General features: G+C 57.5%; 25 protein-coding genes. 16 read left to right on the top strand and 9 right to left on the bottom strand.

What is annotated here, in order from left to right; translation table 11 throughout:
- The first annotated feature begins 39 nt into the window (after positions 1-39).
- The 5 genes from tsaD to RUM8411_RS09385 all read left to right on the top strand — a co-directional run bounded on the left by tsaD (position 40) and on the right by RUM8411_RS09385 (position 4,136).
- Entirely contained in the window at positions 40-1,137 is a 1,098-nt protein-coding gene (gene tsaD, locus RUM8411_RS09365; RefSeq protein ID WP_085822752.1) for a tRNA (adenosine(37)-N6)-threonylcarbamoyltransferase complex transferase subunit TsaD, read from the top strand.
- Entirely contained in the window at positions 1,134-2,096 is a 963-nt protein-coding gene (locus RUM8411_RS09370) for an NAD(P)H-dependent glycerol-3-phosphate dehydrogenase (protein WP_085822440.1), read from the top strand. Before tsaD ends, RUM8411_RS09370 begins: the two co-directional genes overlap by 4 nt.
- A gap of 1 nt (position 2,097) precedes the next feature.
- Positions 2,098-2,367: a YciI family protein gene (locus RUM8411_RS09375; protein WP_085822441.1), complete on the top strand. Its 270-nt coding sequence runs from the start codon at positions 2,098-2,100 to the stop codon at positions 2,365-2,367.
- Positions 2,367-2,789 carry an EVE domain-containing protein gene (locus RUM8411_RS09380; RefSeq protein WP_085822442.1) on the top strand — a complete coding sequence of 141 codons (423 nt, stop codon included), beginning with the start codon at positions 2,367-2,369 and terminating at the stop codon, positions 2,787-2,789. The genes RUM8411_RS09375 and RUM8411_RS09380 overlap by 1 nt, the downstream gene beginning before the upstream one ends.
- A 162-nt stretch (positions 2,790-2,951) precedes the next feature.
- Complete coding sequence (locus RUM8411_RS09385; protein ID WP_085822443.1) at positions 2,952-4,136, top strand: hypothetical protein; 1,185 nt, start codon at positions 2,952-2,954, stop codon at positions 4,134-4,136.
- Between the two features lie 224 nt (positions 4,137-4,360).
- Here RUM8411_RS09385 and RUM8411_RS09390 read toward each other — a convergent pair whose 3' ends face one another.
- The gene (locus RUM8411_RS09390; RefSeq protein WP_085822444.1) at positions 4,361-4,702 is read right to left on the bottom strand and encodes a DUF2853 family protein; all 342 of its coding nucleotides are present in this window, start codon (positions 4,700-4,702) and stop codon (positions 4,361-4,363) included.
- A gap of 187 nt (positions 4,703-4,889) precedes the next feature.
- On the opposite strand from RUM8411_RS09390, the gene RUM8411_RS09395 reads away from it, so the two are divergent.
- Positions 4,890-5,537, top strand: a complete 648-nt coding sequence (locus RUM8411_RS09395) for a DUF899 family protein (RefSeq protein WP_085822445.1) — start codon at positions 4,890-4,892, stop codon at positions 5,535-5,537.
- Positions 5,538-5,595: 58 nt separating this feature from the next.
- Here the strand turns inward: RUM8411_RS09395 and ahcY are convergent, their stop codons facing one another.
- Together ahcY and RUM8411_RS09405 are read right to left on the bottom strand one after the other, a co-directional pair.
- Positions 5,596-6,984 (bottom strand): adenosylhomocysteinase, encoded by a 1,389-nt coding sequence (gene ahcY / locus RUM8411_RS09400; RefSeq protein ID WP_085822446.1) that lies wholly within the window; start codon positions 6,982-6,984, stop codon positions 5,596-5,598.
- A 101-nt stretch (positions 6,985-7,085) separates the two neighbouring features.
- Positions 7,086-7,400 (bottom strand): hypothetical protein, encoded by a 315-nt coding sequence (locus RUM8411_RS09405; RefSeq protein WP_085822447.1) that lies wholly within the window; start codon positions 7,398-7,400, stop codon positions 7,086-7,088.
- Between the two features lie 205 nt (positions 7,401-7,605).
- On the opposite strand from RUM8411_RS09405, the gene RUM8411_RS09410 reads away from it, so the two are divergent.
- Positions 7,606-8,199, top strand: coding sequence for an HD domain-containing protein (locus RUM8411_RS09410; RefSeq protein WP_085822754.1), 594 nt, complete (start codon positions 7,606-7,608; stop codon positions 8,197-8,199).
- Here RUM8411_RS09410 and RUM8411_RS09415 read toward each other — a convergent pair.
- Both RUM8411_RS09415 and RUM8411_RS09420 read right to left on the bottom strand, forming a co-directional pair.
- Entirely contained in the window at positions 8,196-8,567 is a 372-nt protein-coding gene (locus tag RUM8411_RS09415) for a VOC family protein (protein WP_085822448.1), read from the bottom strand. The two genes, RUM8411_RS09410 and RUM8411_RS09415, sit on opposite strands and share 4 nt — an antisense overlap.
- Before the next feature lie 463 nt (positions 8,568-9,030).
- Positions 9,031-9,540: a helix-turn-helix transcriptional regulator gene (locus tag RUM8411_RS09420; RefSeq protein WP_085822449.1), complete on the bottom strand. Its 510-nt coding sequence runs from the start codon at positions 9,538-9,540 to the stop codon at positions 9,031-9,033.
- Positions 9,541-10,124: 584 nt separating this feature from the next.
- Between RUM8411_RS09420 and RUM8411_RS09425 the strand changes: the two genes are divergently transcribed.
- Positions 10,125-10,970 carry an FkbM family methyltransferase gene (locus RUM8411_RS09425; RefSeq protein ID WP_085822450.1) on the top strand — a complete coding sequence of 282 codons (846 nt, stop codon included), beginning with the start codon at positions 10,125-10,127 and terminating at the stop codon, positions 10,968-10,970.
- Between the two features lie 186 nt (positions 10,971-11,156).
- On the opposite strand, the gene RUM8411_RS09430 is transcribed toward RUM8411_RS09425, so the two are convergent.
- Both RUM8411_RS09430 and RUM8411_RS09435 read right to left on the bottom strand, forming a co-directional pair.
- On the bottom strand, positions 11,157-11,711 hold the full coding sequence (locus RUM8411_RS09430; RefSeq protein ID WP_050604676.1) for an ActR/PrrA/RegA family redox response regulator transcription factor: 555 nt from the start codon (positions 11,709-11,711) through the stop codon (positions 11,157-11,159).
- An 87-nt stretch (positions 11,712-11,798) separates the two neighbouring features.
- Complete coding sequence (locus RUM8411_RS09435) at positions 11,799-12,419, bottom strand: SCO family protein (protein WP_085822755.1); 621 nt, start codon at positions 12,417-12,419, stop codon at positions 11,799-11,801.
- Positions 12,420-12,511: 92 nt separating this feature from the next.
- Between RUM8411_RS09435 and regB the strand changes: the two genes are divergently transcribed.
- From regB to trxA, 8 genes are all read left to right on the top strand, one after another.
- Positions 12,512-13,909, top strand: coding sequence for a sensor histidine kinase RegB (gene regB / locus RUM8411_RS09440; RefSeq protein WP_085822451.1), 1,398 nt, complete (start codon positions 12,512-12,514; stop codon positions 13,907-13,909).
- Between the two features lie 64 nt (positions 13,910-13,973).
- Positions 13,974-15,482 (top strand): PAS-domain containing protein, encoded by a 1,509-nt coding sequence (locus tag RUM8411_RS09445; protein WP_085822452.1) that lies wholly within the window; start codon positions 13,974-13,976, stop codon positions 15,480-15,482.
- Between the two features lie 41 nt (positions 15,483-15,523).
- Positions 15,524-15,997, top strand: coding sequence for a tRNA (adenosine(37)-N6)-threonylcarbamoyltransferase complex ATPase subunit type 1 TsaE (gene tsaE / locus RUM8411_RS09450; protein ID WP_085822453.1), 474 nt, complete (start codon positions 15,524-15,526; stop codon positions 15,995-15,997).
- Complete coding sequence (locus RUM8411_RS09455) at positions 15,994-16,998, top strand: aminoglycoside phosphotransferase family protein (RefSeq protein ID WP_085822454.1); 1,005 nt, start codon at positions 15,994-15,996, stop codon at positions 16,996-16,998. The genes tsaE and RUM8411_RS09455 overlap by 4 nt, the downstream gene beginning before the upstream one ends.
- A complete protein-coding gene (locus RUM8411_RS09460; protein ID WP_085822455.1) occupies positions 16,995-17,681 on the top strand; it encodes a nucleotidyltransferase family protein in 687 nt (228 codons plus the stop codon). The genes RUM8411_RS09455 and RUM8411_RS09460 overlap by 4 nt, the downstream gene beginning before the upstream one ends.
- Positions 17,674-20,601: a double-strand break repair protein AddB gene (gene addB, locus RUM8411_RS09465; RefSeq protein ID WP_085822456.1), complete on the top strand. Its 2,928-nt coding sequence runs from the start codon at positions 17,674-17,676 to the stop codon at positions 20,599-20,601. The genes RUM8411_RS09460 and addB overlap by 8 nt, the downstream gene beginning before the upstream one ends.
- Positions 20,598-23,948, top strand: a complete 3,351-nt coding sequence (gene addA, locus RUM8411_RS09470; RefSeq protein WP_085822457.1) for a double-strand break repair helicase AddA — start codon at positions 20,598-20,600, stop codon at positions 23,946-23,948. Before addB ends, addA begins: the two co-directional genes overlap by 4 nt.
- A 69-nt stretch (positions 23,949-24,017) precedes the next feature.
- On the top strand, positions 24,018-24,338 hold the full coding sequence (gene trxA, locus RUM8411_RS09475) for a thioredoxin (protein WP_085822458.1): 321 nt from the start codon (positions 24,018-24,020) through the stop codon (positions 24,336-24,338).
- Between the two features lie 54 nt (positions 24,339-24,392).
- On the opposite strand, the gene RUM8411_RS09480 is transcribed toward trxA, so the two are convergent.
- Positions 24,393-25,166: a class I SAM-dependent methyltransferase gene (locus RUM8411_RS09480; RefSeq protein ID WP_085822459.1), complete on the bottom strand. Its 774-nt coding sequence runs from the start codon at positions 25,164-25,166 to the stop codon at positions 24,393-24,395.
- 158 nt (positions 25,167-25,324) lie between these two features.
- A complete protein-coding gene (locus RUM8411_RS09485; RefSeq protein ID WP_085822460.1) occupies positions 25,325-25,519 on the bottom strand; it encodes a DUF1127 domain-containing protein in 195 nt (64 codons plus the stop codon).
- Positions 25,520-25,712: the final 193 nt, after the last annotated feature.

Below are 25,712 nucleotides of genomic sequence, written 5' to 3' on the forward strand. Positions count from 1 at the left end.
ATACCCCGCTTGGACATCATGATGCAACGGATCAGGCCAATGGTGCAAACACTTACAGTACTCGGGTTGGAAAGCAGCTGTGATGACACCGCCGCCGCAGTCGTGCGCCAGCCCGACGGCGAACAGGCAAGGATTCTGTCGTCAATCGTGCATGGTCAGACTGAATTGCACAGCGCCTTTGGCGGGGTTGTCCCGGAAATCGCGGCGCGGGCCCATGCTGAAAAACTGGATATCTGCGTCGTTCAGGCGCTTGAGGACGCGGGCCTGACCCTGTCCGATATGGACGCTATTGCCGTAACCGCCGGTCCGGGCCTGATTGGCGGCGTCCTGTCGGGAGTAATGTGCGCCAAAGGGCTAAGCGCCGCAACCGGCCTGCCCCTGATCGGGGTCAACCATCTGGCCGGGCACGCGCTAACGCCACGCCTGACCGACGGGATCGCCTTTCCTTACCTGATGCTGCTGGTGTCGGGCGGGCATTGCCAATACCTGATCGTGCACGGGCCTGAAAAATTCACCCGCCTTGGCGGTACAATTGACGACGCCCCGGGCGAGGCCTTCGACAAGACCGCCCGCCTGTTGGGTCTGCCGCAACCCGGCGGCCCCTCGGTCGAGGCCGAGGCGCGGCTGGGCGATTCCAAACGGTTCCGCTTTCCCCGGCCTCTGCTGGATCGGCCGGGGTGTGATTTGTCCTTTTCGGGGCTCAAGACCGCTTTGATGCGTATGCGTGATCAGATTGTCGCTGAAAAAGGTGGCCTGACCCGCCAGGACCGTGCTGATCTTTGCGCCGGGTTTCAGCAGGCCATTGTCGACACATTGGCCGAGAAAACCCGCCGTGCGATTGACCTGTACCTGTCGGAACAGCCCTCGGACCCGGTCATTGCCGTCGCTGGTGGTGTGGCCGCAAATTCCGCTATACGCTCCGCGTTAGAGACTGTTTGTGAGGAAAAAGGCGCACGTTTCACTGCGCCTCCACTTGGCTTGTGTACCGACAATGCCGCCATGATCGCGTATGCCGGGATCGAACGGTTTCGAACCGGCGCAAGGGATGGGCTGGACCTGACCGCGCGCCCCCGCTGGCCGCTGGACCAGACCAGCCCTGCCATGCTGGGCAGCGGTAAGAAAGGCGCCAAAGCATGAGTATTTCGGTATTGGGATCAGGCGCGTTTGGCACCGCATTGGCGATCTCGCTGGCCGGAAACGGACCGGTGACTCTGTGGTCGCGGGATACGAAACAGGCGCAATTGATGCAGGAAAACCGCGAGAATGCGGCGCGTCTGCCAAACATAGGACTACCGGACAGAATTACGGTGACGTCAGATATTGCGTTGGCCTCACAAAGCGACATCCTGCTTGTTTCCGTACCGATGCAAAAACTGCGCGGTGCCTTGCGGGACTACGCCGCTGTGCTGGCCGGAAAGACGCTGGTCGCGTGCTGCAAAGGGATTGAACTGTCGACAGGTCTGGGGCCCATCTCGGTGATCCGCGAGACGGTCCCGGATGCGCACCCCGCCCTTCTGACCGGACCGAGCTTTGCCGACGACATCGCGCGTGGGCTCCCAACCGCCCTGACGCTGGCCTGCAAAGATGATGTGCTGAACCAAAAGCTGCAGCACGACCTGAGCACAGCCAATTTGCGCCTGTATCGCACAACTGATGTGATCGGGGCCGAACTGGGCGGTGCATTGAAAAATGTCATGGCCATCGGTTGCGGTGCCTGTATCGGTGAAGGCATGGGCGAAAGCGCCCGCGCCGCGCTGATGACGCGCGGCTTTGCCGAGATGCAGCGCTTTGCGCTGATGCGCGGTGCCCGGCCTGACACTCTGATGGGGCTTTCGGGGATGGGCGACCTGGTTCTGACCTGTTCATCCGCGCTGTCCAGAAACTATCGCTATGGACTGGCACTGGGGCGGCAGGATGACTTTGACACAAACACAACCGTCGAAGGTGTCGCCACCGCGCAGGCCCTGACCAAGATTGCTGCCGCCGAAGGGCTAGATATGCCCATCAGCAAGGTTGTGGCAGAGATCAGTTCAGGCGAATGTAGCGTCGGCGAAGCCATCCGCTGGCTGCTCAACCGACCACTTAAGGAGGAATAACATGCTGATCGCCCTCATCGCCCGTGACAAGGACGGTGCCCTGCAGACCCGGCTGGACAACCGCGCCGCCCATCTGGCCTATATCGAGGAAACCGGCGTTGTGGCGCAAGCCGGGCCGTTGCTGAATGGCGATGCCATGATCGGATCGCTGATCATTCTTGAGGTCGAGGACGTGGCCGCCGCGCAAGGCTGGGCCGATAATGATCCATATGCCAAGGCGGGTCTATTTCAGTCGGTTGAGCTAATCTCGTGGAAGAAGGTTGTCGGCTGATGGCCTATTGGTTGTTCAAATCCGAGCCCTCTACCTGGAGCTGGGACCAGCAGGTTGCTAAGGGCGAAATCGGCGAAGAGTGGGACGGCGTACGCAATTATCAGGCGCGCAATTTCATGCGGCAGATGCAGGTCGGGGACCGGGGGTTCTTTTATCACTCGCAGAAAGACAAGGCGATTGTCGGCATTGTCGAGGTCTGCGCCGAGGTCCATCCCGACAGCACCACCGACGATGAGCGGTGGGAATGCGTGGACATCAAGGCCGTTCGGCCCTTTACCACACCCGTCACTCTGGATCAGATCAAGGTCGATGAACGTCTGGATCAGATGGTGCTGGTCAGGAACTCGCGCTTGTCGGTGCAACCGGTCAGCGATGCGGAATGGCAGCTTGTGTGCGCCCTCGGTCAGACACAGGCAGACTGACGCTCAAACCTGTTGTAACCCCAATCCTTCTCAATCCTGCGGTAAAATGCTATACAAGTCGCGCTTCGCCCGGCGGGATACTTTAGAATACGCGTTTTGTGATCCCGTCGTTCTTTTGGTGTTGTCGGATTATTGATCGTTTCTGTTTGAGAGTTTGAGCCCATGTCTGACGAAAAAGGCAGCACGGGGAATTTCGACAAAGGTGTCTCTGCGCAGATATCCAAAAGCTGGGAGGCGCGGCTGGAAGAGGCGCGTAATCAACGGGCTGTAGCCCTCGCTCAAAACACGCAGCCCACCAAGCAAGAAGAGCTCTCAGATCGCGCATCCGTCGCCGTTCAGGACGACCCTGTAAAGACTGACGCTGAACCCACGCCGCTGGTGGCGAAACCACCTCTGTTCAAAAGCCAGAACAAACACCGGACCGACCAAAACGGGCGCCGTCTTGTCGCTGTTGTTCTGGCGTCAATGCTTGCCGGTGGATTTCTGTATTGGGGGGGATCCAGCCTCTTCTCGAACTGGAAAACTGCCGATGATTCAACTTGGGCGGATCAGAGCGCGCTTGCCGCGGTCGTTGTGGTCGAGGATGAAGACCCTCAACCGGCTGAAACCGAGCCGTCGCAGGTCCCGGTGCCAGCCATAGACCAAACTGATCTGGCAACCGATCTCACCACGGCCATGACGCCCAATAAGCCCGACATTTTCAATCCGCCAGAAGACATACAGGCCCCAACGTTATCCGTGACCCCGACAGGCTTACCCCTCATGCACCCACCGAAATACCAATCACCTGTTCAGCCGCCAGTGCTACACGCGATTTCACTACCGTTAGAAGAGCTGGTCCTGACTTCGGATAGCATCACGCAGTCAGCGTCGCAGCTGTACGATGAGTCAGAAAACCCGGCTCATTTTTTTGGCCCGTACCTACCGGACAATGCAACAGATTCGATTAGACCAACCAATGAAGAGGCCCCGACTGCACCAAAGACCGAAGCGACCATTGATGTATCGCTGTTTGTGCCCGTTCAGGTTTCAGTCGAAACCAGCGAAAAGGCGATGCAGGTTTTGACCGATGGCAAAGCAAATGTTTCGGCGACAGCCCGGGTCGGGTATTCCGTCAGGGAAACTCAGGTGCGCTACTATCATCCAAATGATGCTGAAATGGCCATTTCTGTGGCCGGCGCCCTAGGCGGCATTTCAAGGGATTTTACCAACGCAGGTCGCAAAACCAGACCAGGTCGTATTGAGGTTTACCTGGCAGGAAGAGGTGGTCGCGTAGCCAGCGAAGCAAGGGCGGAACAAACCCAGTTTGATCAGTTCGTCGAACGCCTGCTGAAAGAGCTTCAGTAACTCGGACTTATAGGAAAAAAGGGAAGGCCCTGACGAATGCAGAACCTTCCCTACCCCCGCGTGCTCCCTACTCACCACACGCGTCTGGAAATCTTTGGCTCTGACCGTCCTGGTCACACTGGGACATTAGCCCATTTCCCGCACCCGGCACAAACACCAAGTGCTTAAAATTGAATACGCCCGCCAGAGGACTGACGGGCGCCGCAAATTGGATTTGGCCCGGCTCAGCCGTAAATCGACTCTTTGCCAAAATGTTTGGTCAGCATGTAATAGACCACTGCGCGGTATTTGTTACGCTCGGACATGCCATAGGTTTCCAGCACCTTGTTGATCGCTTCCGAAAGCTCCGGACCATCCGACAGGCCCAGTTTCTTGATCAGGAAGTTGTTCTTGACCGTCTCAATCTCACCATCCTGGCTGGCCGCCACAGTTGAGGCGTCGGCGTCATAAATAGCCGGACCACAGCCGATGGTCACTTTGGTCAACAGATCCATATCGGCATCCATGCCGCATTTGGACTTCAGATCTTCTGCGTATTTGGCGATCAACTCGTCGCGTTTTCCCATAGTCATCTCCTCGTTGGTTTTTTAGATGTCCCCATGCATCGCAAACGGTAGCGATATGAAGGCGATGCACAAAGGGAAAAATCGAATCCATTCCCCGTAAACACACCTCTGCAGTATCCCGGATAAATTGATTTTAGTTGATTTTATATTTAACATATGGGTTAAATAGAGGAACAAGGAGGTTCCCATGCCCGTATCCCTGCCCAACGAATCCGCAGAATACCGCACGGCCCGCAACGCGCTGCTGGCGGCCGAAGCCGACCTGAGATCCCGAGTAGAACAGGTGGCAGCACTGCGCCGGACACTACCCAACGGTGGCAAGGTGCCGCAGGATTATGCGTTCCGCAGCCCCGAGAATGAGATTTCCCCTATTTCCTCACTGTTTGGGTCCCATGACACATTGGCGATCTATTCTTTGATGTATGGTCCAAACGCGACCCAGACCTGCCCGATGTGTTCCGCTTTTTTGGATGGTTTGAACGGTCAGGTCGCGCATATCGGTCAAAAGATCTCGATTGCCGTTGTCGCCGAGAATACGCCCGAAAAGCTGGCACAGTTGAAACGACAAATGGACTGGTCGGATCTGCCGCTTTTTTCGGCGCTCGGCACCGGATATCAAAGCGACTACCTTGCGCAGTCTGAGGGTGGCGATCAGTTACCTATCCTCAATGTATTCCGGCGCGATCAGGGCGGCATCCACCATTTCTGGGCGTCCGAACTGTTCTTTGAACCCAGTGACTGGCACCCCCGGCATGTGGATGCGGTTTGGCCCCTGTGGAATATTCTGGACCTGACACCGCAGGGCCGTGGCGACTTTTTCCCAACACTGCGCTGAACCTATAATGAAAACGGCGACCGGATGGGCCGCCGTTTCTGATTTGAGGTGGAACACCTCAGTACCGGTAATGCTCGGGCTTGTAAGGCCCTTCCGGTGCTACGCCGATATAGGCGGCCTGGTCATTGTCCATCTTGGTCAGCTTCACGCCGATCCGGTCCAGATGCAGGCGGGCCACTTTCTCGTCCAGAAGCTTGGGCAGGATGTAGACCTTGTTCTCGTACTGGTCACCCTTGGTAAACAGCTCGATCTGGGCCAGCACCTGGTTGGTGAAGGATGCCGACATCACAAACGACGGGTGGCCGGTGGCATTGCCGAGGTTCAGCAGACGACCTTCGGACAACAGGATGATGCGATTGCCCGAGGGCAGCTCGATCATATCGACCTGTTCCTTGATGTTGGTCCATTTGTGGTTCTTCAGGCTGGCCACTTGGATTTCGTTGTCGAAGTGACCGATATTGCCGACGATGGCCATGTCCTTCATCGCGCGCATATGCTCGATTCGGATCACGTCCTTGTTTCCGGTGGTGGTGATGAAGATATCCGCGCTGGCAACTTCGTCTTCCAGCAGCGTCACTTCAAACCCGTCCATTGCCGCCTGAAGCGCGCAGATCGGGTCGACCTCGGTCACCTTCACGCGGGCACCTGCCCCGCGCAGGGACGCGGCCGAACCTTTGCCCACGTCGCCATAGCCGCAGACCACGGCAACCTTACCGGCCATCATGGTGTCGGTGGCGCGGCGGATGCCGTCGACCAGCGATTCCTTACAGCCGTATTTGTTGTCGAATTTCGACTTGGTGACGCTGTCGTTGACGTTAATTGCCGGGAACGGCAGTTGGCCGTCTTTCACCAGCTGATACAGGCGGTTCACGCCCGTCGTTGTTTCCTCGGACACGCCCTGAATCTGGTCGCGCATCTTGGTGAACCAACCGGGCGAGGCCGCCAAACGCTTGGCGATCTGCTTCTTGATCACCTCTTCCTCTTCCGAGCCCGGCACAGGGATGATATCTTCACCCGCTTCGGCGCGCGCGCCCAGCAGGATATACAAGGTCGCGTCGCCGCCATCGTCCAGGATCATGTTGGGGCCGTCTGCAAACATAAAGGACTTGTCCAGGTAATCCCAATGCTCTTCCAGCGTCTGACCTTTGATGGCAAAGACCGGAACGCCCGCTTCGGCAATCGCCGCCGCAGCATGGTCCTGGGTCGAGAAAATGTTGCACGAAGCCCAGCGCACATCCGCGCCCAGTGCGACCAGGGTTTCGATCAGCACGGCAGTCTGGATGGTCATATGCAACGAGCCGACGATGCGGGCACCGCTCAGCGGCTTGCTTGCACCGTATTCGGTGCGCAGCGCCATCAAGCCCGGCATTTCGGTTTCGGCGATATCCAGTTCCTTGCGGCCAAATCCGGCCAGCGAAATGTCTTTGACGATATAGTCCCCGGCCATCAGGTGCTCCATTCCGGTAAATCACAGTCCCGGCTGCCCCTAGCATCACTTGGGGCCGGTAGCAACTTGGATGACCGTAAACAGATGTTCCGCCACTTAAATCAGCTGGGTTGACCCTTTGGTTCAATCTTCGGGATCGCTTCGAAAAAATCTGTGCCAACGGCGACAATACAACTAATGCCGTTCGCGCGGGTCACCAGAACAGTATAGCTTCCGGTTTCCTTCGAGGTCCAAACCTCCATGACAGCCTGTGCCCCACGCGTTTTCTGCAATCCGCCAAAGACCAGCTCTTCTGAATAGCTGCCTTTTAGCTTGGCGATCACATCTTCGCGCTCAGCACAACTTTGGGCAAAAGCGGGGGGGGCGGTGGCGGCCATTCCAAAGGCCAGAGAAATTCCAAACAGTCGCTTAAACATAGCGGGCTCCTTTCGATACGGGTTACGTTCCGAGAGGGGCACACTGGGAGGAGCATGCGCCCCCCTCAGCACAAATGTCGGTATCAACAGGTGTCGATGCAAAGCACGAATGCTCAAGAAAAAGTTGGCAGCTGTTGATATCGACAGGTACATCATAGCACAAAAACGCGAAACTTACGTGTTCGACTTCACAAGGCATGGCATAATGGCAACACAAGCAAGAGCATGGCAGAGGATGCTGTCGGGGCGCAGGCTGGACTTGCTGGACCCGACTCCGGTGGACATCGAAATCGAAGATATCGCCCACGGACTGGCCTTTGTGGCGCGCTGGAACGGCCAGACGGCGGGCGATTTCGCCTATTCCGTGGCCGAGCATTCCCTGCTGGTCGAAGAGCTTTTTGGCCGCATCGCGTCCAAAGCACCGATGAAATGGCGGCTGGCGGCCCTGTTACACGACGCCCCCGAATATGTGATCGGAGATATGATCTCTCCGGTAAAATCCGCCGTCGGCCCCGGTTACGGCGCGCTGGATGACCGGCTGACGGCGGCAATCCACATCCGGTTCGGCCTGCCCGCAGCGGTGCCTGCGACAGTAAAACGACAGATAAAAAAGGCCGACAAGATCAGCGCCTGGATGGAGGCCACACAGATTGCCGGGTTTTCCGACGGTGAGGCCACCAAGTTCTTTGGCCGCCCGGACATGTCGGTAATGGAAGGGCTGGAGATCCGGTTGCGCCCGCCGGTTGAGGTGCGGCGGGCGTTTACCGACCGGCATCAGGTGCTATTAGCCCAGCTCTAACCAAACACGTAAAAGCACAGCTTGTTGCCATCCAGATCGCGGGCATAGGCCCCGTAAAAGCGATCCGGGACACGTTGGCCGGGCTCGCCCTCGTCGGTGGCACCAAGGCTGATGGCCTTGTCGTACAGGGCCTTAGCTTCATCCTTCGAGGCCGCCGCAAAGGCAATCATATTGCCGTTCCCAACCGCGCACTCATCTCCGTCATACGGTGTGCAGACAGCCAACATCGGTGCCGCAGGATCATTGCCGATAAAGACAATGCGCCCGGCATCGATCACAACTTTGGCACCCTTGTCAGAGAACAGGTTTGTATAAAAATCTGTCGCACGCTTCAAATCTGAAACGCCGATCGTCACATATCCGATCATGGGTCTATCCTGTTTTTAGTGGGTTGAGATTTGACCCCGACACTCAGGCATACCCTGGCAAGTATCAAGTCACTAAACTGTTAGGCTGGGCAGGTGTAGGACCACCAACGAAGACTAAGGCCAGCCACTAACCGATTCCATCATTGGCTGCCTGGACAAGGCGGTGATAGAGGGTTCAGAGATCAGACTTAAACCACCGGTTTTTGTAGGGCGGGCGCCTATGGATCGACACGTGGCGCTGATAGGCTTACTTTAGCAATTGGTGTTGATCCAATGTCCGTTCTGAGCCCAAAGCGGACCAAATATCGGTCAGTCAAACCATTCGCCCTTCCAATACCAAAAAAGCAATTTTCGCTTCTTACCTTTCCGAAATTTCCCGTTTCGGTTGGCCATCGGACGGCAAACGATTCTATCAACACGCGCTCTTGGATCAATAAGCACACGTCGTTTCGAACACTGCCAGTTATTCGTGAGCTGTTCCAATCATCAAACTATCGATCAGCACGCTAAGCAATTCGCCGCGATTATGAGTACCAGACTTTCGGTAGATAGCATGCAAATGGGCCTTCACGGTCCCTTCTGCACAGTTCCGCACTGCGGCAATTTCTGATATCTCTAGCCCCTTCACCAAAAATGTCGCAACATCGGTCTCCGAGGGTGAAAGTTTCCAGACATTGAAATGGGCATTGATGATGTCATGTACTGCAGCGCTCGCTACGTTCAAGCTCTGCTCCAATTGTGCTTTTCCGCGTAGCAGTTCACGCAGATAGTGCACCTCGAACATCATTGCTGCGAGCATGCAGAGCGTTGCTAGAGTTTCTATGCCAAGATGAAGAGAAATTTTGGGGCTCGCCATTTCTCGGTAATCGGCGATCACATCGCCAACAAAAAAAACAACACAAGCAAACTGTGCCACTACTAATAACGCTAACCCGACCGGTATTTTTGCGTCAGTTTCGAAGATGCCTCTCATCGCACAGCACCATACCGGGTAGGGGTATCTTTGTAACCCCCGACTTGGTGAAAAGCAGAATGAAAGCTGAGACCGATATTTGTGCGCACTACAGTTTCGAATCCGGCATGCACCTGTATCTATCCGAATGTGGTCGTAAGTTGTAGCCGACTACAACTCGGGTTTATGGCCAAATATGCGAGTTATCGCAAAGTGAATGTCACTTGCAGTACTTCGACATCATTTCGCTGACATTCGTTTCGGCAGTGGGCTCTGAGATCAAAAATGGAGTTTGTGGCTATTTGTTGGATGTCGCTTGGCTGCTTCGCTTACTCGAAAATACGGGCATAACTTGAAGTCATTGATCGTTCCGAATTCGGACTAATGAGCTGAGTTCCTTTCTCCCAAAGTCAAGTGTTCGTAACAAGTTGGCTCCAGTAAAAGGTGGCAAGAAATGGCTGGAAAATACGGTAGCCCTTCAAAAAACACTGTTCTCGCGTGTTTTCTGGAGCGAATTAGAGCAGAATTGAATAGTTGTTTGGCTGTTCACAAGCACATTTCTTTCACCAACGGTACGGGTGAAAGAGTCAGACGTGAACTCGATAATGCTAAACGATTTCGAACATGAACTGATGGAATATTTTACGGATAAGTTGTTTCGCCTCCACGAAGCGGCGACGCTGATTAGTTGCTATGCAGCCGACTGGACCAGCCGCTTAAAGTTGATCAACATATATAGGTCTTTATCGAAGCACGAGACCTACGATCACCCCATAAGCCTAAATCTAAAAATACAGGGACATACATACCCGTTCTGCATGCGGTTGTCGGATATCTTCATCCTAGGTGAGATTTTGTTTGAGCAGCAATATTCCATGAAGAGCCGACTGCCAGAAGCACCCACTATCATTGATGCAGGCGGCAATGTTGGCATCTCCGCGCTTTGGTTCGCGGGCCATTACCCACAAGCAAATCTTCATATCTTCGAACCAGCGTCAGACAATCTGGCCTATCTGAAGAAAAATGCCCGGTTTTGGCCCGGTGCGCGAATCTTTGAGACAGCGCTCGGACGCAGAGGTGGCGAAGTGGTGCTCCATATGGGGAAATTTGGCGGGATGCATTCCCTGATGAAGAACGCGCTGGCGAAAGGCTCGGCGGAGAAGGTAGTCCGGGTCGGCACGCTCGCTGACCACATGGCGGAGTTCAAGATCAACAAGATAGACCTTCTAAAACTCGATATCGAAGGCAGCGAGTTAGATGTGCTAATTGGCCTTGGAAATCGGATCAATGATGTCTCAGTTATTGTCGGTGAGGTTCACGAAGCGATCATCGACCCGGAAGATTTCTTTTCCTATCTCAGAGAGGGTGGATTCAAAGTACTCTGGACGCGGCGTTTTCACGGAAGCAAAGAACAGCAGGTGCATGGCTTCGAGGCTGTGAACGTCGCCTAGTTGGACAGGGCAATTAAGGATGTTTTGATCTCAAGATCATCCATATTGTGCGCCTTTTGAAGAGGCTGGTTTGTATTCGATAGTAAATTGGCACTTATATTGAATGGCAGTTTTGTCCGGAAAGCCGACATAGGAGGTGTCTTCTAAAGGCAATCAGAGTTCTGAACAAAACCCAATGAAATTTCGCTATCGCGGGCTGCGCTTCGCCAGAATCCGCTGCAATGTCCGGCGGTGCATGTTCAGACGCCGTGCAGTCTCGGACACGTTGCGGTCGCACAGCTCATAAACCCGCTGGATATGTTCCCAACGTACGCGATCCGCGCTCATGGGGTTTTCCGGCGGTGGGGGCAGTTCGTCGCCTTTGGCCAGCAGGGCGTTGGTGATGTCAGTGGCATCCGCGGGTTTGGACAGGTAGTCGGTCGCGCCGATCTTGACTGCAGCCACGGCCGTGGCAATCGCGCCGTACCCGGTCAGAACCACAACCCGGCTATCGGGGCGCTTTTCGCGCAGCACTTCGACCACATCCAGGCCGTTGCCGTCCTCAAGCCGCAGATCCACAACCGCATAAGCGGGCGGGCGGGCGGTGGAGATAGCGCGGCCTGCAGCGACAGAGCCTGCGGTTTCAACCTCGAACCCGCGTTTCTCCATGGCCTTGGCTAGACGTCTCAGAAACGGTTCGTCATCATCCACCAAAAGCAGGGATTTATCAGGTCCGATATCAAGCTGAGAACTGTCTGCCATAGTTAGGTCTTTCCGCTATTTCATGCCTTTGGCTTAAACATGAGTAATAGCAGCGCCATTTCAAACGTCAAACCGATGTGATCGCGCCTAGATCTTGTCCAGGAAGCACCCGACCTTGTCCGCCATCTGTTCCGAGGTGTCATTGCGGTCGAAGAATTCAATGAACCCCTCTTGCGGCGTCACCAGATAAGTAAAAGTCGAATGGTCGACCAGATAGAATTCGTCGTTGCTGTCATGGGCCTTGTAATAGGTCTTGTAAGCCTGGCTGGCGGCCTTGACCTGCGCATGCGAGCCGGTCAGCGCGATGGTCTTGCCGCCGAGATTGAAAGCATAGTCAGCCATCACCTCGGGCGTGTCGCGCTTGGGGTCGATCGAGATGAACAGAGGCGTCACTGATTGGCCACGCTCCGCCAGAATATCCACCGCCTCGGCATTGCGGGACATGTCAAAGGGGCAGACATCGGGGCAGAAGGAATAACCGAAATAGACGAGCGTCGGTTCGGTGATCACATCGGTGTCCGTCACAGTCTCACCAGCGCCATTGATCAGTTCGAACGGCCCGCCAATTGCGGCGGTGCCCCCCGCGATCGTGCTAGAGCGGCACTGCGCGAACTGATCGTCCGAGCGCGCACCGCGTGTCAGCAGCCACATGGCCCCAAGGCCGATGGCCAGAACAACAGTTGCAAGGACGGCGTAAAGGCGGATCATGACATCTATCCTGCGATAAGAGGGGTTGTTGATCGTTTCGGCCGGGACACCTATCAAGATGATCAGCCGATGCAACAGGACATAGTCGAACGATGGCAGATTCCAACGTCACATTATGGCGCAGTCAGGAACACAGCAGCTGGATCCGGTTGCGCACGCTGATTTTGTTGCGTTGGGTGGCCATCATTGGCCAAATCACCGCCATCACCGTCGCGCAGCAGACCTATCACATTCAGCTGGATGCCACGCTGTGCTATCTGGCAATTGGAGTGTCGGTCATGGGCAACCTGACCGCGATCCTTCTGTTTCCGCGCAACAAACGCCTGACCGAGTTTGAGAACTTCCTGATGGTGTTGTTTGACCTGCTGCAACTGGCCATCCTGTTGTACCTGACCGGCGGCCTGAACAACCCATTTGCTTTGTTGCTTCTGGGGCCAGTGACAATCTCGGCCAATGTGATGAGCACACGTTCGACCCTGATTGTGGGGGGCGTCGCGGTTATTCTGACCTCATTGCTGGCGAAGTTTCACTTGCCGCTGCGCACCGAATCCGGCCTGATCCTGCAGACCCCGGAATTGCTGGTGTTCGGTAACTGGGCCGCGGTTGTCATCGCCATCATTTTCATCGGTGCCTACTCTCACCGTGTCAGTTCCGAAGTCCGATCCATGTCCGAAGCGCTGGCGGCTACTCACATGGCGCTGGCGCGCGAACAGAAGCTGACTGATCTGGGCGGCGTTGTGGCCGCGGCCGCACATGAATTGGGCACCCCGTTGGCCACGATCAAGCTGACCAGCGCCGAGCTGATCGAGGAACTGGATGACTGGCCCGATCTGAAAGAAGACGCCGCCTTGATCCGCGAGCAAGCCAACCGGTGCCGCGATATTCTGCGCGACATGGGCCGGGCCGGAAAAGACGATCTGCACTTGCGGCAGGCCCCGCTGTCCTCGGTCGTGCATGAAGCCGCCGAGCCGCACATCCATCGCGGCAAATCCGTGCATTTTGCGGAAGGTCCGGCAGATGACGGCGATGTGCAGCAGCCCTCGATCCTGCGAAAACCCGAGATCATCCACGGCCTGCGCAACCTGATCCAGAACGCGGTGGATTTTGCCCGTGCCAATGTCTGGGTCGAGGCCGAATGGACCCCTGAAGTAATTACGATCTTCATCATGGATGACGGGCGCGGGTATCCGTCGCAGATGATTGGCCGGATCGGGGATCCGTTCATGCGGCATCGGCGGGTGGAAACCGAACGGCGGACGCGCCCAGAATATGAGGGCATGGGTCTGGGTCTGTTCATCGCCAAGACCCTGCTGGAACGCAGCGGTGCCGAACTGAACTTTGCAAATGGCTCGGACCCGTACCAAACCCTGTCCAGCCATCAGGATCGCCGCGGCGCAATTGTGCAGGTGTCGTGGCCGCGCAACCTAGTGGATGCGCAGCTCGGCGACACCGCGGTTCTCTCCGGAGCAAATCAGCGGATCCAGATCTGAATTAAGACCCCGTTAACCATTCCGGCCCATAGTCCGTCTTTGTGGTTTCAGTACCGGAGAACACATGGTCGACTGGATCATTTTGACCGCTATAAGCCTGGTGTCCGCCAGTCTGGCAGTGCAATGGCTTTTACCCCGTCAAAGGCAGCGGGGCGACAATTTCGGGTTGTCCTCACCCGCATCCCTGTTCGATGCGGTGTTTCTGTTTGATGGCGACCGTCTGATCAGCCATTCCGATATCGCGCTGGAAGGGTTTGAATCTGTCCGCGACTGGCAGGATCTGCGCCGCCTTTTGCACCGCGATTTCCCGACCTTTCCCGAAACACCCGAGCGCATTCGTAGCGAAGGGTATCTGGTCATTCCCGCCATCGACTGCACCGTTGAACGCGATGTTCTGTGTGAATGGATCGACGGGATCGTGCGGGTACAACTGCGCGAAAGCACGGATTGCCCGCCTCAAGGCCAGCGCGACGCCAACGACCCGATCCGCCTGGCGATGGAACAGGCGCCCTATCCTGTTTGGCTGCTGGACAACCAAAACGAAGTGCGCTGGTGCAATGCCGCCTATGTCTCGCTGGTGCGCAAGGTCCGGGATCAGGATACCGATCTGACTGCACCGCTGTTTCCCGTTGCGGATGACGACACGCGGCTGAGTGCAAAAACCCGCGTGTCGATTTCCTCTGACGGCAGCGACAACAAGCTGTGGTTTGACCTGACCGTGGTTGATCACCCCGAAGGGCATCTGTGTTATGCGGTGGATATTCATGCCATCGTCGCGGCGGAAACCGCCCAGCGTAAGTTCGTTCAGACCATGACAAAGACCTTTGCCCAGCTGTCCATCGGACTGTCCATCTTTGACCGCAACCGGCAGTTGGCGCTGTTCAACCCGGCCTTGATCGACCTGACCACCCTGCCGCCGGATTTCCTAAGCTGTCGTCCCAGCCTGTCCAGTTTTTTTGACCGCCTACGCGATCAGCACATGATGCCGGAACCCAAGAATTACCGCAGCTGGCGCAGTCAGATGAACGATCTGCTTGAGGCGGCCGAGGACGGCAATTATCAGGAAACATGGTCGCTGCCTTCTGGCTCGGTCTATTCGGTCAGCGGTCGCCCGCACCCGGACGGGGCCGTCGCCTTTCTGTTCGAAGACATCACTGCCGAGATTACGCTGACCCGCCGCTTCCGATCGGAAATGGACCTGATGCAATCGGTTCTGGACAAGCTGGCCGATGCGATTGCGGTCTTTGGCGATGACGGCACTCTGGCCCTCACCAATCTGGCCTACCAAAAGCTGTGGGGCGATACAGGTGAGGCCGGGTTTGAACAGGATTCCGTTCTGGATTTGACGCGGTCGTGGCAGGAACATTGCGCAGCCACGCCAATTCTGGGCGAAATCCGCGACTTTGTGAAAACGCGCGACAATCGTGCCGAATGGTCGGGTAAGCTGCGGATGCGAAACAGTGCCGATCTGACCTGCACCGTCAGCCCAATGCAAAACGGCGCAACGATTGTCCGCTTTGCGGTGGATGAACAAATGTTGGCATCACAATCGTTGCACCAAATCAGCGCCTGAACCGGGTTGCAGCCGACCAAGCGCGCAGTCATTGTGGCGCCATGACGTTGAATGCGCACTCGACCACCTTGAATTCCCCGGAAGAAACAGCCGCTTTTGCCGCCCGGCTGGGTGCAACTCTGCGTCCCGGTGACATATTGTTGCTGGAAGGTCAGATCGGCAGCGGCAAAACCCATTTTGCCCGCAGCCTGATCCAGTCTGTGATGAATACTCCCGAGGATGTCCCCTCACCCACCTTCACCCTGGTGCAGGCTTATGACACAAAGGTCGGTGAGATTTGGCATTGCGACCTCTACCGCCTGAGTGCTGTGGAGGAAATTGAGGAACTGGGCCTGATCGAGGCGTTCGACACCGCCATTTGTCTGGTCGAATGGCCTGATAAGTTGGGTCCCCTGACGCCTGATTCCGCCCTGCAGGTTACCTTGGAAACAGACTCTAATAATGAGGATACGAGGCAATTGACCTTATCCTGGTCCAACCCGAAATGGCCCGCACGACTGGAGAGCGCCGCATGACTAATCGGGCTGTGCTGGCCGAAGCGCTGATCGCACACACACAATGGTCCAACGCTACCCGCGCGCCGCTGGCGGGGGACGCTTCAAACCGACGGTACGAACGGCTGACCGATCCGAATACAGGACGCACGGCGGTGTTGATGGATTCCCCTCCCGGCAAAGCAGAACCGGTTGAGGCGTTTGTGCGGATGGCCAGCTATCTGCGGTCCCTTGGCCTTAGCGCGCCTGAAATCTACGCCGAGGATACGCATTATGGCTTCCTTCTGCTCGAAGATCTGGGCGACGATCTGTTCGCCCGCATCCTGACGCAAACCCCCGAGATGGAACGCGACCTGTACGAGGCCGCAACGGACGTTTTGATCACGCTTTACAATGCGCCAACCCTGTCGCTGCAATCCTATGACCCTACCCTGATGACCGAGCTGGCGGCGCTGGCTTTTTCCAAATACGCGCACGGTGTTCTGGGCCGGCATGATGCGGATGCCTGCGAGCGGTTCGAACATCGGTTCTCGGACATTTTGCATCAAGAAACATCCGGTACCAAGGTAGTGATCCAGCGGGATTACCACGCCGAAAACATGATCTGGCTGCCAGATCGCCAGGGAGTTCAACGGGTTGGTCTGCTGGATTTTCAAACGGCGATGCTGGGCCACCCCGCCTATGATCTTGTTTCGATGCTGCAGGATGTCCGCCGTGACGTGGCCCCGGGAACCGAAATGCGGATGGTCAACCGGTACATCACTGAGACAGGTGTGAATGACCACGATTTCCGCACCGCCTATGCCGTGTTGGGCGCGCAGAGGAATCTGCGAATTCTGGGTGTCTTCGCCCGTTTGGCCACCGAATACGGCAAACCGCACTATGTCGATCTGATCCCCGCCACATGGGCACATCTGATGCGTGATCTAGAACACCCGTCACTGGCCACCATCGCTGATCTGGTGCGGCAATCCCTGCCCGCGCCCACAACGGAAAATTTGGACAGGCTCAGACAGGCATGACCCAGGACCCTTACGCTGTCATGTTGTTTGCCGCCGGGTTTGGCACCCGCATGGGCGATCTTACCAAAGACCGGCCCAAGCCTTTGATCCAGGTCGCGGGCCGTGCCTTGATTGACCACGCGCTAAATCTGGTTGACGATCTACGCCCTGACTGTGTGGTGGCCAATCTGCACTATCTGCCCGATCAGCTTGAGGCGCATCTGACCCCCAGAGATGTCCTGTTTTCGAAAGAACAGCCAGAGATTCTGGAAACTGGCGGCGGATTGCGGGCGGCATTGCCTCTGCTGGGGTCGAATCCGGTGTTTACCCTGAATACCGATGCGATTTGGTCGGGACCAAACCCCCTGACCCTGTTGCGCGACGCATGGGACCCCACGCGGATGGATGCGCTGTTGATGTGTGTTCCAACCGCCCAGACAATCGGGCATGGCGGTCCCGGCGATTTCACTGCTGGTGCAGAGGGCCGGATCTCCCGCGGGCCCGGTCTGGTCTATGGCGGCGCGCAAATTGTGAAAACCGAGGGGTTAAATGCGTTTCCGGAAAAAGTGTTTTCCCTGAACCTGTTATGGGATCAGATGCAAAAGCAGGACCGGCTATATGCGCTGTCGTATCCCGGTCGCTGGTGCGATGTTGGCCGCCCGGAAGGTATCGCTCTGGCCGAAGGGTTGATTGCCGATGTTTGACCCCAGCTCCACGCCTCGCGTCTTTGCTGTTCCCCCCGGCGCGGATTTCCCCAAAGCGCTGGTAGAGGGGCTAAGGGCCCGCAACGCTGCTTTTCCACCCGAGGCACTGGCGCGGGTCCAGCTGGTCGTCAACACTCGCCGCATGGACCGCCGTGTGCGCGAACTGTTTGATCAGGGCCCAGCCTGCCTGTTGCCGCGGCTTTCGCTAGTCACCGATTTAGGCGAGAGCGCTGATCTGGCGCAGGTCCCACCTGCCATTCCTCCGCTGCGCCGTAGACTGGAACTGACGCAGTTGGTCGCCAAACTGTTAGAGCAGCAGCCGGATTTGGCCGCACGGTCTTCGCTGTTTGATCTGTCCGACAGTCTGGCGGCACTGATTGACGAAATGCAAGGAGAAGGCGTTTCACCGGATGCGATCCGGCACCTGGATGTCAGCGACATGTCCGGCCACTGGGCGCGGGCGCAGGACTTCATCGGTATTGCCGATCAATTCATCGATGCTGGCGCCGATACGCTGGACGCCCAAGCCCGGCAACGGCAGGTGGTTAAGACTTTGATTGCGCGCTGGCAGATCGCACCACCGCAGCATCCGGTAATCCTGGCCGGATCCACGGGATCTCGCGGAACAACCTTGATGCTGATGAAGGCCGTGGCCCGTCTGCCGCAAGGCGCGTTAATCCTGCCCGGCTATGATTTCGACCAACCGGACCATGTTTGGCACAGGCTGGATGACGCTTTGACATCCGAGGATCATCCGCAATTCCGGTTCCGCAAGCTGATGACCGAGCTTGAGATACAGCCCGGCCAAATCAAGCGCTGGACCGACGATGAACCGCCGTCGCCCGCCCGTAATCGCTTGATTTCCCTAACCTTACGCCCTGCCCCAATCACCGACGCCTGGATGTCCGAAGGTCCGCAACTGACCGATCTGGACGCGGCAACCAAAGACCTGACACTGGTCGAGGCACAATCCCCCCGGGCCGAGGCCTTGGCGATTGCTCTGCGCTTGCGTCAGGCCGCCGAAGCCGGCCAGACTGCGGCGCTAATCACACCCGACAGGATGCTGACCCGTCAGGTCAGCGCTGCACTGGATCGATGGGACATCCTGCCCGATGACAGCGCCGGCTTACCGTTGCAACTGTCTCCGCCCGGTCGATTCCTGCGTCATGTGGCGGGCCTGTTCGCACGGCGGCTAGAGGGCGAGGCGCTGTTGACACTGCTCAAGCATCCGCTCTGTCATGATGGTGGTGATCGCGGCGCGCACCTGTTGCACACCCGCGATCTGGAGTTGGATTTGCGACGGCATGGCCCACCGTTTCCGGACAGGCCCAGCCTGACGGGTTTTGCCATCCGCAAAGAAGTGCCCGAAGTTTGGATGAACTGGCTTGCCGCGCTGTTCTGCGATCAGCAGGTGACAGGCGAATTGCACCTGTCTGACTGGGTCGCACGCCTGCGCAACCTGGCCGAGGCTATTTCAGCAGGAAATACAGGTGAAACTGGAACGCTGTGGGATAAGAACGCCGGTCAAAAGGCGCTGGCAGTTCTGACCGCTCTGGAAATGGAAGCGCAACATGGCGGGTCGATGACTGCCCATGACTTCGCCGATCTTCTGGGTGCGCTTTTGGCGGGTGAAGAGGTCCGCGATCGGGACGCGCCACATCCGTATATCATGATCTGGGGCACACTTGAGGCCCGTGTTCAAGGGGCCGATCTGCTGATCCTTGGCGGCCTGAACGAAGGCAGCTGGCCCGAGGCGGCAGCACCGGACCCCTGGCTGAACCGCCAGATGCGCGACAAGGCTGGGTTGTTGCTGCCCGAACGTCGGATCGGGCTGTCGGCGCATGATTTTCAGCAGGCCGTTGGCGCGCCTGAGGTCTGGCTGACCCGCGCAACCCGCTCTGACGATGCTGAAACCGTGCCATCGCGCTGGCTGAACCGGCTAACGAACCTTTTGCTGGGCTTGCCGGGGCAGGGTGGCCCCGCGGCTTTGACAGACATGAGCACGCGCGGCGATCAATGGCTACGCTGGTCCGAACAGCTGGAAGCCGCGCCCGAGATCACTGCCGCACCGCGACCGTCACCGCGCCCTCCGGTTGCTGCGCGCCCGCGCCGCCTGAGCGTGACCGAGATCAAGCGTCTGATCCGCGATCCCTATGCGATCTATGCCAAGCATGTGCTGCGTCTGAGGCCGCTGGACCCGTTGGTACAGGCCCCCGACGCCTTGCTGCGCGGCATTGTCATCCACGAGATCCTTGAGCACTTCGTCAAAGACAGCGTTCTTGACACTGCGTTGTTGACCCGGGATAATTTTCTGAAACGCGCTGAAACCCTTCTGGATCAACATGTTGCCTGGCCCACAGCTCGCAAGTTGTGGCTGGCACGTCTGGAACGGATCGCCGATGACTTTCTACACGCCGAGGCAGCTCGTCGCGGTGACGGTGGACCAGTGGCATTTGAGGCCGCGATGAAGCTGGTTCTGGCCCCGCTGGATTTCACCATTGCAGGTCGCGCTGACCGGATTGACCGCAACAGTCGCGGCGCGTTGCGGATTGTGGATTACAAAACGGGCGCACCACCAACTGAAAGCCAGCAGAGCAAGTTTGACAAACAGCTGTTGATCGAGGCAGCGATGGCCGAACAAGGCGGTATCGATGGGATGGACCCCATGTCCGTGGCCGAAGCTGTCTTTATCGGCATGGGTGGCACCTACAAGGAAGTCGCAGCCCCCCTGACCAAGGAACCGCCTGACAAGGTTCTGGCTGAGTTGAAAGAGCTAGTTTCAGCGTATTTAGAGCCTGATCAGGGTTTCACATCCCGCCGGATGCTGCACAAGGACACCGATATTGGCGACTATGACCATCTGGCCCGGTTCGGAGAATGGGACCGTACCGGTGAAACAACCCCCGAGGATCTGAAATGAGCGCCCGCAACGACGCAACTGAGCGGCAGGTGCAGGCGGCGCGGCCGGATGCCTCGACCTGGTTGGCGGCCAATGCGGGGTCGGGCAAGACACGAGTGCTGACAGACCGGGTGGCGCGTTTGCTGCTGGACGGCGTGCAGCCGCAACACATCCTGTGCCTGACCTATACCAAGGCCGCGGCCAGCGAGATGCAAAACCGGCTGTTCGACCGCCTTGGTGAATGGGCTATGCGAGAAGACGCAAGCCTACTGACGCAACTGACCGAACTGGGCGTACCGGGCACCATCGATCCGGGCAGGCTGGCGCAAGCACGCACCCTTTTTGCTCGCGCGATAGAAACGCCCGGCGGGTTGAAGATTCAGACCATCCACTCGTTCTGCGCCTCGCTGCTGCGGCGCTTTCCGTTGGAAGCCGGGGTCAGCCCGCAGTTTTCCGAAATGGAGGGCCGCGCCGCAGCCCTGTTGCGTGACGAGATCGTCGAGGATTTTGCCGATGGACCCCAGGCTGAATTGATCGAAGATGTCGCCCGGTTTGTCACCGACACCGGATTCGACAAGTTGACCGCGGCAGTCACACAAAAACGAAATTTGTTTGCGCAAGCTTTGACGTGGCCTGACCTTCTACAGCAGTTTGGCTTGCCCGAGGGGTTCGACGAGGACAAACTGCTGGCGCGCGTGTTTCTGGGCGGAGAGATTGACCTGATCCGCTCGATCCTGCCAGCGTTGACCGAAAGTGGCGGCAACAATGCCAAGGCGGCCGGTAAGCTCGACATGTTTACTGAGGGCCGGATTGGCTACTTACCCATGTTGGAAAGCGTGTTTTTGACCGGAAAGTCGGCTAAAGAGCCGTTTACTGCCAAGATCAACAGCTTTCCCACCAAGGCCCTGCGAGACGGGGCGCTGGCCGGGCAGATGCCGCAGCTGGAAGCCTTCATGCTGCGGATCGAAGCCGCGCGCGAGCAACGGCTGGCGTTGGTGGCCGCGCGTAAAACCCATGTCCTGCACCGCTTTGCTGCTGCGTTCCTGCCGGAATATGAGCGGCGCAAGCAGCTGCACGGCTGGTTGGATTTCGACGATCTGATCCTGCGTGCACGGCAGGTTCTGAACGACCCCGCGGTGGCTGAGTGGGTCTTGTACCGTCTGGACGGCGGCATCGACCACATTCTGGTCGATGAGGCGCAGGATACCAGCCCGGATCAGTGGGATGTGGTTGAGAAACTGGCACAGGAATTCACCAGCGGGGAAGGGGCCCGATCAGGGGTCGAGCGCACGATTTTTGTAGTCGGAGACAAGAAACAGTCGATCTATTCTTTCCAGGGCGCTGACCCGCAAGCCTTTGACCGGATGCAGGCCGAGTTTGGGCAGAAGCTGGCGGAATCAGGCTCTAAACTGTGGGATTCCACGCTGGAATACTCGTTCCGGTCCTCCAGCGCGATTCTGTCCTTAGTCGACATTCTGTTTGAGAACCGCGCCGAGGCCGGGTTCCACAAAGAAAGCCAACACCGCGCGTTCAAGGCCGATCTGCCGGGACGGGTGGATTTGTGGCCTGTGGTCGAAAAGGTCGAGGATCAGGAGGACGGCGATTGGACCGACCCGGTCGATCGCCCCGGCGCACGCCACCACACCGTCATTCTGGCAGAACAGGTGGCCCGGTCAATCAAGGCCATGATCGAAGCCGGGGAAACCATCCCTGAAGATGGCCAAACGCCGGGCGCCTTTGTGCGGCGCAAGGTTGAGCCGGGGGACTTCCTGATCCTCGTGCAGCGTCGGTCGGATCTGTTTGCCGAGATCATCCGCGCCTGCAAGGCCGAAGGGTTGCCCATCGCCGGGGCTGACCGGTTAAAAGTGGGTGCGGAACTTGCCGTCAAGGACTTGGCCGCACTGCTCAGCTTTTTGGCCACGCCCGAAGACAGCCTGTCGCTGGCCACGGTGTTGAAATCCCCTCTGTTTGGTTGGAGCGAGCAGCAGCTGTTTGATCTCGCCCATCGCCGGGACGAACAGTTTCTGTGGGCCGCGCTGCGCCATCGGGCTGAGGATTTTCCTGAAACGCTGGATATATTGAACGATCTGCGCGGCCGGATCGACTTTCTTCGCCCCTACGACCTGATCGAACGCATACTGACTCGCCATGATGGGCGGCGGAAACTGTTGGGGCGTTTGGGGGCCGAGGCCGAAGACGGGATCAACGCATTGCTGTCTCAGGCGTTGGCCTATGAACGTACTGATATTCCCAGCCTGACCGGATTCCTGGTCTGGATGCAAACCGACGATCTGGAAATCAAACGACAGATGAGCGGTGTTGGCAACATGATCCGGGTGATGACGGTACATGGCTCAAAGGGGTTAGAAGCTCCGATCGTAATCCTGCCAGACACCGGCAAACGACAGGCCCCGCGTGATGCCGAGATCATGCCGGCCGCGGACACACCGCTGTGGAAGGTGCCCGCGGATGCCTCTCCGGCCCTGATTGCGCAGGCGCGGCAAGAGGCGCGGACGCGGGAAGAGAACGAACGCCTCAGATTATTGTATGTGGCCCTAACACGGGCCGAAAAGTGGTTGATCGTCGCGGCGGCTGGGGATGTCGGCAAGGACGGAACCAGTTGGTACCAGATGGTTGAGGCCGCAATGACCGGTGTCGGAGCCACGCGGTTACCGGGTTCGGAAACCATGCGGCTTTCCCATGGGTCCTGGGATGAATTACCGATGACTGAGCGCACCGAAACCGTGGTGCCGGACACAGGTTTGCCGCTATACTTCCGATCACCGGCCACGCCGCCAGACCCGGGCTCAGACACGCTCAGCCCGTCTGATTTGGGGGGTGCAAAAGCACTGCCCGGCGATTCCGGTCAGGATGAAGACGCCGCGAAACGCCGCGGAACGCATCTGCACCTGTTGTTGGAACATCTGCCATCCGTCACTCAGGAAAAATGGCCGCAGCTCTGCGCCAGGGTTCTGCCCGATATGCAGGAAACTGAACGGCAAGAGTTGCTGGACGAGGTCTGCCAGGTGCTGAAAGCGCCCCATCTGCAATCGGTTTTTGCAGCTGATACATTGGCCGAAGTTCCGGTGACAGCTGACCTGAACGGTCGGCGTTTGCACGGGGTCATCGACCGGTTGATTGTTCATGATGATCAGGTACAGGTGATTGATTTCAAATCCAATTCTACAGTCCCGGATACCCCGCTCACGGTCCCCGAGGGTCTGCTGCGTCAGATGGGGGCCTATGCGCACGCGCTGTCATTGGTCTATCCCGATCGCGACATCCAAACCGCGATCCTGTGGACCCGCACGGCCGAGTTAATGTGGCTGCCACACGATCTTCTGACAGACGCATTGGCCCGCACCTAGATATCTTGACGTTGGAATACCCGACACCTAGGTTCAGTGACCAAGCATTCCCCATTCAGGAGACAGATTATGTCGACCGTTGCCGTTACCGACGATACCTTTGACGCCGAAGTCAAGAACTCTGACATCCCCGTGGTTGTCGATTTCTGGGCCGAATGGTGCGGCCCCTGTAAGCAGATCGGCCCCGCTCTGGAAGAGCTGGCCTCTGAATACGGCGGCAAAGTGAAGATTGCCAAGGTGGACGTGGACAACAACCCGAACGCCGCCGCCGCGATGGGCGTGCGCGGTATTCCGGCGCTGTTCATCTTCAAGGATGGTCAGGTTGTATCGAACCGCGCAGGGGCCGCACCCAAAGCGGCGCTGCAAAGCTGGATCGACGAATCCATCTGATCAGAGCGTTTTGTGATCAACGGGCATCGCTGGTCGGTGCCCGTTATTCTTTGCCTATTGCCCGCCCGATGCCGGGCCGATCCATTCCCGAGGCAACGTAAGCACCGGCCCACCCGGCCGATGGCGCCTGTCCAGGGGATGCGGAAATTGGGTTGAGGGCACCGCTTGTTTCACGCGGTCCCGCCGCAGGAATGTGGCCTCGATCACGCGGGGAAAGGTCTCATCTTCGATCTCGACCGTGCCAGACGCGTTGTTTGGATGGATATGGGCGCAAACAAACCCATCCTTCAACGCAGACAGGGCAGGGTAAGCGCGTTGGAACGCACCGGGTTTCATCAGGATTGACGGGATGCGGTGCAGTTCAAGAACGATGATCCGAAACCGGTGCAAAAGGGCCGTGGGCAGGGTCGAAAGAACGGGGTATTCGGCCGCCTCGATATCCATCTGCAGGATCATATCACCTTCAGGCGGTGCAAGTTCTGCCATCCAATCCTCAAGCGAGATAACGTCATCGCCCGATTTGGCCGCCAGGTGCTTTTTGATGAACACCGAGTTTGGAACGCTCAACATAGGCTCATCAACGGAACCGTCCGCCATAAAGGATGGAATATCGTGCTTGGCCAAGTCCATTTCAAAACTGGATTGCACCGATACACCGGGCGAGAAACAGGCGACTATGTCGTCCAGATCATTGGGCAGAAGATAGCCACCATCGCCAAATTCGCCGATGCGAATAAGCTTGTGCCCCAGATCAAATGGTCTGACCACATCAGCCAGAAAAGCCCGCCGGTCTGCGGTTGTCATGTCAGGTTCGGGCGTGGGCAGCATGGAAACTCCGCCGAAGGTGATTTCTGTCTGTTCACCTTGTCTTGTCACGCAAAGATTCTGTTTACAAGCCGTGGGCAAGCGCCCGATGGCGTGCCGCAAAAAGAAAAGCCGCCCCAAAGTTCGGGCGGCTTAAGCAATTGTTTTGATCAGAACGCTGATCAGAGGTCTTTGATATCCGCGCGGCACAGACCGATATCGTCCAGCTGTGCATCGCTAAGCACCAACAGCGCCTTGCGGGTCTTGCGGGTTTCGCTCCACTCGGCGGCTTTTTCGTAAGCGCCAAGAAACGCGTCCACTACATGCAGGATGGTAGCTGCTCCGAGCGGCGCATGGATATTTGCGGTGGTTGCCATTTGCGCATTCCTTTTAACTGAAACAGCCGACCTCGTGTCGGTTGTGAGCCTCATTTAGGATGTTCCCCTGAGTCCCACAATTGCTGGTTCAACAGTCCCGGATTGCATTCAGTGCATATCTTTTGGGCGGTTCGTGAACTGTTGCGCTGCGGGCGGGTCCGGCCCATATAGGACGCCAGACGTATTCGGAGGC

Origin of the sequence: Ruegeria meonggei (genome assembly GCF_900172215.1) — a bacterium.
GTDB lineage: Bacteria > Pseudomonadota > Alphaproteobacteria > Rhodobacterales > Rhodobacteraceae > Ruegeria > Ruegeria meonggei.